This window comes from Microbacterium salitolerans, assembly GCF_019720895.1.
GTDB lineage: Bacteria > Actinomycetota > Actinomycetes > Actinomycetales > Microbacteriaceae > Microbacterium.
Map to the genome: position 1 here is coordinate 40,381 of NZ_JAHKSH010000005.1, position 13,428 is coordinate 53,808.

At 68.2% G+C, this 13,428-nt stretch carries 13 protein-coding genes; all 13 read right to left on the reverse strand.

From position 1 onward, the window contains the following. Positions 1-3 precede the first annotated feature (3 nt). The gene (miaA, locus tag KOL93_RS12195) at positions 4-882 is read right to left on the reverse strand and encodes a tRNA (adenosine(37)-N6)-dimethylallyltransferase MiaA (protein WP_221585989.1); all 879 of its coding nucleotides are present in this window, start codon (positions 880-882) and stop codon (positions 4-6) included. 29 nt (positions 883-911) lie between these two features. After that, on the reverse strand, positions 912-2,459 hold the full coding sequence (gene miaB / locus KOL93_RS12200; RefSeq protein WP_221585663.1) for a tRNA (N6-isopentenyl adenosine(37)-C2)-methylthiotransferase MiaB: 1,548 nt from the start codon (positions 2,457-2,459) through the stop codon (positions 912-914). A gap of 50 nt (positions 2,460-2,509) precedes the next feature. Further along, positions 2,510-3,235, reverse strand: a complete 726-nt coding sequence (locus tag KOL93_RS12205; RefSeq protein ID WP_221585664.1) for a regulatory protein RecX — start codon at positions 3,233-3,235, stop codon at positions 2,510-2,512. Positions 3,236-3,243: 8 nt separating this feature from the next. Continuing rightward, positions 3,244-4,311 (reverse strand): recombinase RecA, encoded by a 1,068-nt coding sequence (gene recA / locus KOL93_RS12210; protein ID WP_221585665.1) that lies wholly within the window; start codon positions 4,309-4,311, stop codon positions 3,244-3,246. A gap of 260 nt (positions 4,312-4,571) precedes the next feature. Beyond that, positions 4,572-4,793: a DUF3046 domain-containing protein gene (locus tag KOL93_RS12215; RefSeq protein ID WP_221585666.1), complete on the reverse strand. Its 222-nt coding sequence runs from the start codon at positions 4,791-4,793 to the stop codon at positions 4,572-4,574. Between the two features lie 10 nt (positions 4,794-4,803). Beyond that, positions 4,804-5,115 carry a helix-turn-helix domain-containing protein gene (locus KOL93_RS12220; protein WP_221585667.1) on the reverse strand — a complete coding sequence of 104 codons (312 nt, stop codon included), beginning with the start codon at positions 5,113-5,115 and terminating at the stop codon, positions 4,804-4,806. Positions 5,116-5,233: 118 nt separating this feature from the next. After that, entirely contained in the window at positions 5,234-5,779 is a 546-nt protein-coding gene (locus KOL93_RS12225) for a CinA family protein (RefSeq protein WP_221585668.1), read from the reverse strand. Further along, the gene (gene pgsA / locus KOL93_RS12230) at positions 5,776-6,351 is read right to left on the reverse strand and encodes a CDP-diacylglycerol--glycerol-3-phosphate 3-phosphatidyltransferase (RefSeq protein ID WP_221585670.1); all 576 of its coding nucleotides are present in this window, start codon (positions 6,349-6,351) and stop codon (positions 5,776-5,778) included. The genes KOL93_RS12225 and pgsA overlap by 4 nt, the downstream gene beginning before the upstream one ends. Before the next feature lie 24 nt (positions 6,352-6,375). Continuing rightward, on the reverse strand, positions 6,376-9,234 hold the full coding sequence (locus KOL93_RS12235) for an FtsK/SpoIIIE family DNA translocase (RefSeq protein WP_221585671.1): 2,859 nt from the start codon (positions 9,232-9,234) through the stop codon (positions 6,376-6,378). 102 nt (positions 9,235-9,336) lie between these two features. Continuing rightward, positions 9,337-11,013, reverse strand: coding sequence for a ribonuclease J (locus KOL93_RS12240; RefSeq protein ID WP_221585672.1), 1,677 nt, complete (start codon positions 11,011-11,013; stop codon positions 9,337-9,339). Positions 11,014-11,046: 33 nt separating this feature from the next. After that, positions 11,047-12,024 carry a 4-hydroxy-tetrahydrodipicolinate synthase gene (gene dapA, locus KOL93_RS12245; RefSeq protein WP_221585673.1) on the reverse strand — a complete coding sequence of 326 codons (978 nt, stop codon included), beginning with the start codon at positions 12,022-12,024 and terminating at the stop codon, positions 11,047-11,049. A 9-nt stretch (positions 12,025-12,033) separates the two neighbouring features. Further along, positions 12,034-12,537: a dihydrofolate reductase gene (locus tag KOL93_RS12250; protein ID WP_221585674.1), complete on the reverse strand. Its 504-nt coding sequence runs from the start codon at positions 12,535-12,537 to the stop codon at positions 12,034-12,036. After that, the gene (locus KOL93_RS12255; RefSeq protein ID WP_221585675.1) at positions 12,537-13,343 is read right to left on the reverse strand and encodes a thymidylate synthase; all 807 of its coding nucleotides are present in this window, start codon (positions 13,341-13,343) and stop codon (positions 12,537-12,539) included. Before KOL93_RS12255 ends, KOL93_RS12250 begins: the two co-directional genes overlap by 1 nt. Between the last annotated feature and the right edge of the window lie 85 nt (positions 13,344-13,428).

A 13,428-nucleotide genomic window follows, 5' to 3' on the forward strand; every position in this document is an offset into this window, starting at 1 on the left:
CGGTCAGGAATCGATCCAGCGGACCCCGTCGTAGCGCCGGAACCAGCTGACCTGTCGGCGCGCGTAGCGTCGGGTGAGAGCCTGCGTCTCGGCGATCGCCTCCGACTCGGTCTTCTCGCCCGTGAGCTGCGCGAGCGCCTGCGCGTATCCGATCGCGCGGCTCGCCGTCTTCCCGCTCTCCAGGTCGTGGGCGCGCAGTGCTGCCGTCTCGTCGGCCATCCCCTGCCGCCACATCCGCTCGACGCGACGGTCGAGCCGCTCGACGAGCGCCGCACGCTCCGTCCTCAGCCCGAGGACGGTCGCCTCCCGCCACATCGTCGGCGCCGCCGGCAGCGCGGCCCCGTGTCCTTCGCCGCCCTGCTCGAGCACTTCGAGGGCCCGGACGAGACGTCGGGTGTTGCGCGGATCCACGCGGTCGGCCGTCGTCGGATCCTTCTGCCGCAGCTCGTCGTAGAGGGCTCCGGCGCCTTCATGGGCGAGCCGTTCCTCGAGACGCGCACGCAGCGCGTCGTCGCGTGGCGGGAAGCGGAAGTCGAACAGCACGCTCGAGACGTAGAGGCCGGATCCGCCGACCAGGATCGCATGGCGTCCCCCGGCGATCACGCGATCGATGGCCCGTCGCGCGTCGGCCTGGTAGGCCGCGACCGCCGCTTCCTCGGTGACCTCGAGCACGTCGAAGAGGTGGTGCGGGATCCCCCGGCGCTCGTCCGGAGCGAGCTTCGCCGTGCCGATGTCCATCCCGCGATACAGCTGCATCGCGTCGGCGTTCACGACCTCTGCGTGCTCACCGCGCGCCGCCAGCGCCTCGGCGAGGTCGAGCGAGAGGTCGCTCTTGCCCGTTCCCGTCGCCCCGACGACCGCCCACAGCTGCGGGCCACGCACGCCGCCCGGAACGTCGGGCGGGAGCAGCGTCACGCGCCGAGACGAATGGTCGGAAGCCCGAGCGTCACAGAGCCGTTCGCGACCTGGCCGCTCGGCGTCGGGACGCCGCAGGAGTCGGCCTGCGCACGATCGTGCGCGTCGCCGGCCCGTGTGCGCCGGATCGTGAGAGGTGCGCCGTCGCGGCTGTCGGCGAGCAGATGGGACGGCGCCGCGTGCGTGACCGTTACGGTCACGACATCTCCCGGGCGCGGGATCTCCGACCCCTCCGGCACCTCGAAGTGCACGAGCCGGTTGTCCTCTGCACGGCCCGTGAGGCGATGCGTCGACGCGTCCTTCTTGCCCTCACCCTTCGACACGAGCAGATCGATCGTGCGGCCGAGCTGCTTCTCGTTCTCTTCCAGCGTGATGCGCTGCTGGAGGGCCAGGAGGCGGTCGTAACGTTCCTGCACGACCTCCTTGGGCACCTGATCCGTCATCGTCGCGGCAGGTGTGCCCTCGCGAATCGAGTACTGGAACGTGAACGCACTCGAGAACCGGGCCTCCTCGACGACCCGCATCGTCTCCGCGAAGTCCTCGTCGGTCTCGCCGGGGAAGCCGACGATGATGTCGGTCGTGATCGCCGCGTGCGGGATCCGCTCGCGCACGCGGTCCAGGATGCCGAGGAACTTCTTCGCACGGTAGGAACGGCGCATGTCCTTCAGCACCTTGTCGCTGCCGGACTGGAGCGGCATGTGCAGCTGGGGCATCGCGTTCGGGGTCTCGGCCATCGCGTCGATCACGTCGTCGGTGAAGGCCGCCGGGTGCGGGCTCGTGAAGCGCACGCGCTCGAGTCCCTCGATCTCGCCGCAGGCGCGCAGCAGCTTGCCGAACGCCTGACGGTCGCCGAACTCGACGCCGTACGTGTTCACGTTCTGCCCGAGGAGCGTGACCTCGATCGCCCCGTCATCGACCAGGAGCTTGATCTCCTCGAGGATGTCGCCGGGGCGGCGGTCCTTCTCCTTGCCGCGCAGGCTCGGAACGATGCAGAACGTGCACGTGTTGTTGCAGCCGACCGAGATCGAGACCCAGCCCGAGTAGGTCGAGTCGCGCTTGGTCGGAAGCGTCGACGGGAAGACCTCGAGCGACTCGAGGATCTCGAGCTCGGCATCGCCGTTGTGACGCGATCGCTCGAGAAGCTGCGGGAGCGAGCCCATGTTGTGGGTGCCGAAGACGACGTCGACCCACGGGGCCTTCTCGACGACGGCGTCCTTGTCCATCTGCGCGAGGCACCCGCCGACGGCGATCTGCATGCCGTCGTGCTCGTCCTTCTTGGACTTCAGATGTCCGAGCGTGCCGTAGAGCTTGCCGGCGGCGTTCTCTCGTACCGCGCAGGTGTTGATGATGACGACGTCGGCATCTTCGCCCTCGGCCGCCTGCACGTACCCCGCACTGTCGAGGGAGCCCGAGAGGCGCTCGGAGTCGTGCACGTTCATCTGACATCCGAATGTGCGCACCTCGTACGAGCGAGGCCTGCCGGAGGCGTCGAACGCGGCGGGCGAGGGCTCGATGAGTGTGGGGGCACTGGAAGGCGTGGTCATAACGCGAGCAATTCTACGTTCTGTCGGGCGGGCGCGCGTGTGAGGAAGCCCTATTGGAACCGCACGCCCCGCGCTCCCCCGGTCTCCTCGTCGAGAGCCTGATTCGCGACGTTCATCGCGAGGGACCCGCCATACCCACGTCGTGAGAGCTGCCCGATGAGCCGCCGGAGACCGGTGTCGCGATCGTAGCGCGCAAGAGCGCGTGCCTTGCCGCGCGCGTACTCGAGCGCGCGCTCGTAGTCGTCGTCGGGCAGATCGGCGAGAGCGGCATCGACCGATTCGCGCGAGATGCCGCGCTTCGCGAGGCTCTGGGCCACCGCACGGCGCCCCTGGTTCTTGCGCGTGACGCCCGTGTGGACGAGCTGCTCGGCGAGACGGTCGTCGTCGAGCGCCCCGACGCGCAGCAGTCGATCGACGATGTCGTCGATGGCGTGTGCCTCGACACCCTCTCGACGCAGTCGGTCTCGGGCTTCGCGTTCCGACAGCCCCCGAGAGGCGAGCGAACGCGTCAGGCGCACCTCGGCGGCTTCTGCGAAGTCGTCGACCTCCGACTCGGGTTCGACGTCGAGGGGTGCCTCTTCGGAGCTCGCCGGCGCGGCGGCGCGGGCGGATGCGCGCGGCTCGGGGCGCGATGCCGCACCCTGCCACGTCGTGTGCCAGTCATCGTGTCCGGTCTCGGGCGGATCGGTGCGCGCGGGCGGCGCCGCGGGTACCGATCCGCCGAAGAGGGGCACGACGGGGGCGAGGTCGTCGCCCCCGTTCTCGTGCGGTGACATGAGAGAGATCAGGCTGTTCGGAGTTCGGCGACGTCGGCGACCGGGACGTCGACGCCGTCTTCCGAGACCGCGTCGGGGTCGTCGAGGAGACCGAGCTTGACCTTGATCTTGTTCTCGATCTCGAGCGCGACGTCGGCGTGCTCGATGAGGAACCGACGCGCGTTCTCCTTGCCCTGGCCGAGCTGGTCGCCGTCGTAGGTGTACCAGGATCCCGACTTCTTGACGATGCCGTGCTCCACACCGAAATCGATGAGCGAGCCTTCTCGCGAGATTCCGGTGCCGTAGAGGATGTCGAACTCGGCCTGCTTGAACGGCGGGGCCATCTTGTTCTTCACGACCTTGACGCGGGTGCGGTTTCCGACCGCCTCGCCGCCGTCCTTCATCGTCTCGATGCGGCGGATGTCGAGGCGCACCGACGCGTAGAACTTGAGCGCCTTTCCACCCGCTGTCGTCTCCGGAGATCCGAAGAAGACGCCGACCTTCTCGCGCAGCTGGTTGATGAAGATCGCCGTGGTCTTCGTCTGGCTGAGACCGCCCGTGATCTTTCGCAGAGCCTGCGACATCAGGCGCGCCTGGAGACCCACATGGGCGTCGCCCATCTCCCCCTCGATCTCGGCGCGGGGCACGAGCGCCGCCACGGAGTCGATCACGACGACGTCGATGGCACCCGAGCGGATCAGCATGTCGGCGATCTCGAGCGCCTGCTCTCCCGTGTCGGGCTGGGAGACGAGCAGCTGGTCGATGTCGACGCCGAGCTTCCTCGCGTATTCGGGGTCGAGAGCGTGCTCTGCGTCGACGAATGCGGCGATGCCGCCGGCCGCCTGGACGTTGGCGATCGCATGGAGGGTGAGCGTCGTCTTACCCGACGACTCAGGACCGTAGATCTCGACGACGCGCCCACGCGGGAGCCCGCCGACGCCAAGGGCCACGTCGAGTGCGATCGACCCGGTGGGGATCACCTCGACCGGTGCGCGCTCCTCGCTTCCGAGGCGCATGACCGTTCCCTTGCCGAACTGACGATCGATCTGCGCGAGTGCCGTCTCGAGGACCTTCTCGCGATCTGCCGCTGCTGCCATGGTGAGCTCCTTGTCTGCTCGTCTACCGCCGCCCATAGGCTGTCGTGATCCGCCGCCGGTGGACGGATTCTTCGACAGGGCGCGTGGCCTGTGTGCCGCTCGTCACGTTACGGAGAACCCCTGACAAACGAAGCCCGGACCCCCGAGATGTGAAGAACTTCTGCACATTCCACGTTGGGGACGAGCCTACGCCCGAGCGAACAGATGTTCGAACGCGACGCGCCGAAAGACGCATCCCGTTCGAACACGGAGGACGGCAGTCAGTCGCCGCGAGGATCCCTCAGACCCACGCCGTAGCGCGCCGAGGAGGGAAGGTCGGTCTCATCGCACAGCGCGCGCCAGATATCGCGCGGAGCGATTCCCGCGTCGAGCGCATCCGACGCCGTGCGATCGAAGCCGGGCAGCACAAGATCGTCGATGATCCAGTTCGCACGCGGACCGAACTGCTGGTCGACAGCACGCAGGAACTCGCTGCGCCTCATGTGCGCGCGCTCAATGCAGGGAGAGCTCGGGCTCGACCTCGGCGACCAGATCGTCGGGAACGACGTCGGGGAAAGCACTGTCGATGCCCTCGAGCACGGCGAGGCGGTCGCCGACGCGACGCATCACGGCGGACATCGGCACCTCGAGCGCGTCCGTCACGGCCGCGAGGATCTCGCTCGAGACCTCCTTCTGGCCGCGCTCGACCTCGCTGAGGTAGCCGAGCGCCACACTCGCCTTGCTGGCGACCTGGCGCAGCGTCTGACCTCGCTGCTGACGGAAGTCGCGAAGCACGTCGCCGATCTCTTGACGTACCAGGATCATGACGCCCCTCCCTCGTCTCTCGCGTTCGTCGATGCGGTCTGCAGGTATTGCACCCTAACAGCTGCCTGATACCAGGCTAAGGCCAGATGGCTGGGCTGCGGCCGCACATCGTCAATGGTTACGCCGGGGAAACGTCTCCGTCGGCCGATTCATTCCCCGAAGCAGCTCCCCCGTCACGGATCACGTCGAGCGCGAGGAGGAGCGCCGCATCGGCTGCCGTGCTCCGGATCTCCGCACGGTCTCCCGAGAAGAGGAATCGCTCGACGCGATCCCCCGCCGGCGAGGAGACGCCGACGAAGACCGTCCCGACCCTCTGTCCATCAGGAGAGTCGGGCCCCGCGATCCCTGTCGTCGACAGGCCCACGTCAGCGTCCGCCGCTTCGACGCGAAGAGCACGTCGGACCCCCTGCGCCATCTGTCGCGCGACGTCGGCGTGCACGGGACCGTGTGCGGAGAGGAGGTCGGCATCGACGCCGAGCAGCGCGTGCTTGACGCGTGAGTCGTAGGCGACCACGCCGCCGCGCATGCTGTCGGACGCGCCGGGAACGTCGATGATGCGCGACGCGACGAGACCGCCCGTGAGCGACTCCGCGGCGCCGACGGACCACCCGCGCCTGCGCAGCTCATCGAGCAGCGCCGCCGCCGCGCGCGCAGGCGCGGTCACGACGACGCCCTGGCTCCCCGCGCCTGCGCGACGACGTAGTCGATCCCGCTCGCGATCGTGAGGATGACGACGATCCACATGAGCACGGCCGTGATCACGAGCCACGGCAGGAAGCCCACCACGACGTCCATGGGAAGGAGCGCCCATGACAGAGCGACCCCCTGGACCGCCGTCTTGACCTTGCCCATCCACGCGGCGGCGACGACGTGTTCGCGACGCACGATGAGCCTGTGCAGCGTGATGCCCCATTCGCGCACCAGGATGACGACGACCATCCACCACGGAATCTCGCCCAGGATGGCGAGGCCGACGAACGCGGACCCGGTGAGCAGCTTGTCGGCGATCGGATCCCACAGCTTGCCGAAGTCGCTGACGATGCCGTGCTTGCGGGCGAGGTAGCCGTCGACCCAGTCGGTCGAGATCGCGATGATGAACAGGATCGCTGCCGCGAGCCGGACGCCCAGGTGCGGGTCGCCGAACGACCCGCCGACGAGGAGCAGCACGAAGAACACGACCGCGAGCGGGATGCGCGCGACGGTGATCGCGTTGGGCAGCTGTGGGTGGATCGCCATGAGGTCAGTGTCGCATCGCGCGCGTCAGTCGTCGCGGCCCGTGAGCTGCCACGCGTCTTCACCCTCGGACTCGTCGACCACCGGCCTGCCCGCGAACTGCTGTTCGATGGGATCGGTGTCGTAGCGGTCGTCGGAGAGGGGAGCAGCCTGCGGCACGTCGGTCGGCGCCGTCGTCGCCTCGGCGCGGTCCGCCGCCGCCGGAGTCGCCTCGCGAGCGGCCGCGGGCGGCTCCTGGCCCTTGAGCTTGGCGAGAACCGCCGCCAGCTGCTCGGGCGCCACGAGCACGTCGCGTGCCTTCGACCCCTCGGAGGGGCCGACGATCTCGCGTGACTCGAGCAGGTCCATGAGCCGGCCGGCCTTCGCGAATCCGACGCGCAGCTTCCGCTGGAGCATCGACGTCGAGCCGAACTGACTCGACACGATCAGCTCGGTCGCCGCGAGGAGCACCTCGAGGTCGTCTCCGATGTCCTCGTCGATCTCCTTCTTCTTCGTCTCGATCGCCTCGGCGACATCGGAACGGTACTCGGGCCTGGCCTGCCCGGTGACGTGCCGGACGACCGAATCGATCTCGGCTTCCGTGACCCAGGCGCCCTGCAGGCGGAAGGGCTTCGAAGATCCCATCGGCGAGAACAGCGCGTCGCCCTGGCCGATGAGCTTGTCGGCGCCCGGTCCATCGAGGATGACGCGGGAGTCGGTCACGCTCGTGACCGCGAAGGCGAGGCGCGACGGCACATTCGCCTTGATCAGACCCGTGACGACGTCGACGGACGGGCGCTGAGTCGCCAGCACGAGGTGGATGCCCGAGGCGCGCGCGAGCTGGGTGATGCGCACGATCGAATCCTCGACGTCGCGCGGAGCGACCATCATGAGATCGGCGAGCTCGTCGACGACCACGAGCAGGTACGGGTAGGGCTTGAGTACGCGCTCTGATCCGACCGGAAGCTGGATCTCATCGTTCACGACAGCCCGGTTGAAGTCGTCGATGTGGCGGAACCCGAACGACGCGAGGTCGTCGTACCGCATGTCCATCTCCTTCACGACCCACTGCAGCGCCTCGGCGGCCTTCTTGGGGTTCGTGATGATGGGCGTGATGAGGTGCGGCACACCCGCGTAGCTCGTGAGCTCGACGCGCTTCGGGTCGACGAGCACCATGCGCACGTCGCTCGGCTTGGCGTGCATCAGCAGGCTCGTGATCATCGAGTTCACGAAGCTCGACTTGCCGGACCCGGTCGAGCCCGCGACCAGCAGGTGGGGCATCTTCGCGAGGTTCGCGACGACGAAGCCGCCCGAGACGTCTTTGCCGACGCCGATCGTGAGGGGGTGCGTCGACTTCTGCGCCGCCGGCGAGCGCAGGACGTCGCCCAGCGCGACCGTCTCGCGGTCGGTGTTCGGGATCTCGATGCCGATTGCGCTTTTGCCCGGAATCGGCGCGAGGATGCGCACATCGTTCGACGCGACGGCGTACGAGATGGTGCTGGACAGCTGCGTGATCTTCTCGACCTTGACGCCCGGACCGAGCTCGACCTCGTACTGGGTGACGGTCGGACCGCGTGAGAAGCCCGAGACCTTCGCGTCGATCTTGAACTCCGCGAAGACCTTCTCGATCTGCGCGACGATGTGATCGTTCGCGTCGGAGCTGACGACCGCGGGGGGTCCTGCCGCGAGCGCTGCCGCCGACGGCAGGATATAGGGCGCCTCGGGAGGCTGCGGACCGCGCACCCCGGGGCCGTCGGTGCCGAAGCCCGAGATGCCGCCGAGCTCCTCGTCGTCGCCCTCGCCGTCTCCCATGAGCCCGAGTCGCGCGTCGCTGAGGTCACCCGACGCGCGCAGGTTCCGCAGCGCGGGATCGTTCAGCACCTCGGTCGCGGCAGCCGCCGGATCCGGTGTCGGTGTCGTGTCGAGGACGGGAGCCGGCTCGTCGCGCACGACCGCCTTGTCGTAGCCGCCGTCCTTCTGCTCCGACAGGAGGTCGGTGAGCTCCTGCGGATCGGTGACCGCTTCGACGTCGGTCTCGCGCCCGGACGCGTTGCGGCGCCACCAGGGCAGCTCGTCCGCGCCGTCGAAGAGCTCGGGATCGTCGCTCTTCTTCTTGCGCCCGCGACGTCCGCGCGCGGGCTTGTCGTCGTCGAGCACCTTCGTGGGCGCGTCGGAGTCGACAGGCTGCTCGTCGGGGCGCTCGGCGTCGAACATCCACGTGTACAGGTCGCCGAGCCGACGGCCGATGCGGTTCGGCGGCGTCTTGGTGATGATCAGAAGGCTCAGAGCGATGAGCACGCCGAGCACGATGTATCCGCCGATCGGCGTGATGAGGAGCGCGAGCGGTTCGCCGACCATCCAGCCGAACAGCCCGCCGGCCTCGCTCAGCGCGGGCATCCCCTGCACCGGCTCGGGGCGGCCGAGCGCGAGGTGGCAGATGCCGGCGACCGAGACCGTGAACAGGGCGAAGCCGATGCCGACGCGGCCGTTGTCATTGACCGACGCGGGGTGACGGAACAGCCACCCGGCGAGGAAGAGCAGGAGCACCGGGAACACGAACGCCGTGCGACCGACGAGGAGGCCGAAGGTGTAGGCGCTGATCTGCGCCGCGATGTGGTCGCCGATGAAGAACCACTCGACGACGGCGCCGGCGACCGCGAGCAGGACGAGCAGCAGCGGGAAGCCGTCGCGACGATCGTCGCGTTCGAGGCTCTCGGATCCGAAGGCGCGGAAGAGCCCGCCAACGGCATGCGCGATGCCGTTCCAGGCGCGCACAGGCACGGCCGGACGATCGACGTCGTCGATGTGCTTCTTGGGCGCAGCCGCAGACCGACGCGGTGCCCCCTTCGAGGAGGCGCCGCGACCGTTCTGCGCAGATTTCTTGGGCGCGGTGGACGAGCGAGCCATGAGATCAACGGTACGTCGGACCTCCGACAAACGAACGCAGGACGCGCACGGCCCGGGCGAATCCCCTGTTTCAGGGAGTCGCCAGGGCCGTACGCGCGTGTTCTACGCCTCGATGACGAGCGGGACGATCATCGGGCGGCGGCGCAGCCGCTGGCTGACCCAGCGTCCGATCGTGCGGCGGACGACCTGCGAGAGCGCGTGGTTGTCGCGCACGCCCTTCTGGGCGGCCTCCTCGAGGGCGCTGACGATCTTCGGCTTGACCTTGTCGAAGACCTTGTCGTCCTCCGCGATGCCTCGCGCGTGGATCTCGGGACCCGACACGATCTGGCCCGTCTTGGCGTCGACGACGATGATGACCGAGACGAAGCCCTCTTCGCCGAGCACCCGGCGGTCCTTGAGGTCGGCATCGGTGATCGCACCCACGGTCGACCCGTCGACGTATACGAAGCCGATGTCGAGCTGACCCGACACCCATGCCTCGCCGTCCTTGAGGTCGATCGAGGTGCCGTTCTCGGCGATGAATGTCTGGGACTCGGGGATCCCCGAGTCCTGCGCGACCTTCGCGTTCGCCATGAGGTGCCGGTACTCGCCGTGCACGGGGAGGACGTTCTTGGGCTTCAGGATGTTGTAGCAGTAGAGCAGCTCGCCCGCCGACGCGTGGCCCGAGACGTGCACCTTCGCGTTGGCCTTGTGCACGACGTTCGCGCCCAGCTTCGTCAGCCCGTCGATCACGCGGTAGACCGCGTTCTCGTTGCCGGGGATGAGGCTCGACGCGAGGATGACGGTGTCGCCCTCTCCCGGTTCGATCGCGTGGTCGAGGTTGGCCATGCGGCTGAGCACCGCCATCGGCTCCCCCTGCGACCCTGTCGACATGTAGACGATCTCGTCGTCGGGGATGTCGCCGGACTTCTTGTAGTCGACGAGAGTCCCCTTGGGGACCTCGAGGTAGCCGAGCTGCTCGGCGATCGTCATGTTGCGCACCATCGAGCGGCCGAGGAGCGCGACGCGACGGCCGTTGATGTGCGCCGCATCGATGACCTGCTGCACGCGGTGCACGTGACTCGAGAAGCTCGCGACGATGACGCGGCCCGTCGTCTTCGACATCACCTGTTCGAGCACGGGGCCGATCTGGCGCTCGGTGGGCGTGAAGCCGGGCACCTCGGCGTTCGTCGAGTCGGGCAGGAAGAGGTCGACGCCCTCCTCGCCCAGCCGCGCGAACGCGCGCAGGTCGGTGAGGCGGCCGTCGAGCGGCAGCTGATCCATCTTGAAGTCGCCCGTGTGCAGCACGAGGCCGGCCTCCGTGCGGATCGCGATCGCGAGAGCATCGGGGATCGAGTGGTTGACGGCGACGAACTCGAGTCCGAAGGGGCCGACCGAGATCTTCTCGCCCTCGCGGACGACCGTCGAGCGCGGGGTGATCCGGTGCTCCTTGAGCTTCGCGGCGGTGAGCGCGAGCGTGAGCTTGGATCCGTAGATCGGGATGTCCTCGCGGAGCCGCAGCAGGTACGGAACCGCACCGATGTGGTCTTCGTGGCCGTGCGTGAGCACGAGACCCACGACGTCGTCGAGGCGGCCGCGAAGCGCCTCCATGTCGGGGAGGATGAGGTCGACGCCCGGCTGGTGCTCTTCGGGGAAGAGCACACCGCAGTCGATGATGAGGATCTTGCCGTCGAACTCGTACATCGCCATGTTGCGGCCGACCTCGCCGAGGCCGCCGAGAGGCGTGACGCGCAGGGCGCCGGAGTCGAGTTCAGGCGGATCGAAGACAGGAGTGGACATTGTGCCTTTCCGCGCGGATGCGCAGGGTATTCGTCACCGAGTGGTGCCAGGCACCTTCGGCAGCGCGCCACCCGCGGCCGCGTTGCGGTCGGGGCGGAAGTTCGAGAAGTCCACGCCGTCGACGTCCTTCACGAGGGCGAGTTCGTCCTCGATGACGGCGGCCTCCCACTCCTCGGGACCGACGAGCGGCAGGCGCACGCGGGGGCTCGAGATGCGGCCGAGGCCGTGAAGGATGTACTTCGCGGAGACCGTGCCCGGCACGTGCGTCATGACGGCGCGTACGAGGGGCTCGAGCTTCCTGTGCTGTTCGGTGGCGGTGGTGAGGTCGCCGCGGTTGACCGCGTCGACGATGGTTCGATAAGGGCCTGCGGCGAGGTTCGCCGTGACGCCGATGAGACCCGAGGCGCCGATGGACAGGTGGGGCAGCGCATTGGCATCGTCGCCCGAGAAGTAGAGCAGGTCGGTCTGGTTCAGCACGCGGCTGACCTCGCTGAAATCGCCCTTGGCGTCTTTGACGGCGAGGATGTTCGGGTGCTTCGCGAGACGCAGAATCGTCTCGTACTGAATCGGGACGCCCGTGCGCCCCGGAATGTCGTAGAGGATGACCGGGAGGTCGGTCGAGTCGGCGATCAGGCGGAAGTGCGTGAGGATTCCCGCCTGGGTCGGCTTGTTGTAGTACGGGGTGACGATCATGATGCCGTCCGCGCCCAGCTTCTCGCTCTTCTGATAGAGCTCGATCGCATGTGCGGTCTCGTTGGATCCGCCGCCCGTGATGATCTTGGCGCGGCCCGCTGAGACGCTCTTGCCGACCTCGACGAGACGGAGCTTCTCGGGGTCGGTCAGCGTCGACGTCTCGCCCGTCGTTCCGGTCACCACGATGCCGTCCGCACCCGACGAGATGACGTCGTCGATGTGCTTCTCTGTCGCATCCCAGTCGACTTCGCCGTCGGCCGTCATCGGAGTGACGAGGGCGACGAGAACCTGTCCGAAGGGATTCGCGGCGTGACTCATTCCCCCAGGTTATCGCCTGCGGCTGTATGTCAGGAACCGATACCGGAGCCCCGCGGCGCTCACGTGCCAGCCGGTCGCGGGATCAGCGCTCTCGAGCCGCCATTCGCCGCCGACCTCCGGAGCAGTCGTGTCGCCGTCGACGTCGAGATCGATCTCGGTGACCCACAGCTCATCGAGGACGCCCATCGCCTGCTCGTAGATCTGGCCTCCGCCGATGACCCATGCATCCTCCGACAGCTCGCGCGCACGTGCGATACCCGCGTCGAGAGAGGCGACGACCTCTCCCCCGGGTGCCGAATACGCCGCGTCCCTCGTCACGACGATGTTCGCGCGTCCGGGAAGGGGACGGAACCGATCGGGGAAGGACTCCCACGTGCGACGGCCCATCACGACCGGAGCGCCCGACGTCGCGCGCGCGAAGTGCGCGAGATCCTCCGGCAGGTGCCACGGCATGGACCCGGCGTCGCCGACGACCCGACCGCGGGCCTGCGCCCAGATCGCTCGCAGCACCATCAGACGGCCACGGCGCCGCGGATCGCGGGGTGGTGCTCGTAGCCCACCACCTCGAAGTCGTCGTAGTCGTACTCGAAGATGCTCGGCGCCTTCTTCATGCGCAGCGTCGGGTACGGATACGGATCCCGCGAGAGCTGCTCGTCGACCTGCGCGCGGTGGTTGTCGTAGATGTGACAGTCGCCGCCCGTCCACACGAACTCGCCCGGTTCGAGGCCCGCCTGCTGCGCCATCATCATCGTCAGCATCGCGTAGCTCGCGATGTTGAACGGCACCCCGAGGAACAGATCGGCGCTGCGCTGATACAGCTGGCAGCTCAGCCGCCCGTCTGCCACGTAGAACTGGAACATCGCGTGGCACGGCGGAAGCGCCATGTCGGAGACCTCGGACGGATTCCACGCCGAGACGATCATGCGGCGGGAGTCGGGGGTCTGCCGGATCTGGTCGAGAACCTGCGCGATCTGATCGATGTGGCCGCCGTCCGGCGTGGGCCACGACCGCCACTGCACGCCATACACCGGGCCGAGGTCGCCGTTCTCGTCGGCCCACTCATCCCAGATGGTGACGCCGCGCTCCTGCAGCCAGCGGATGTTCGAGTCGCCGCGCAGAAACCACAGCAGCTCGAGCGCGACCGACTTGACGTGCACGCGCTTGGTCGTGATGAGCGGGAACCCCTGCGAGAGGTCGTAGCGCATCTGCCGCCCGAAGACGCTCGTCGTCCCCGTCCCCGTGCGGTCGGACTTGCGGGTGCCGTTCGCGAGCACATCGCGCAGCAGGTCCTCGTACGGGGTCGGGATCGCGTCCGTCATGCCTCCAGGGTATGCGTTCGAGACCCCGATGCGACGCGCCGCGCACGCGACTGTTCCCCGCACGGCGTCTCGTGGCTAGGCTGGC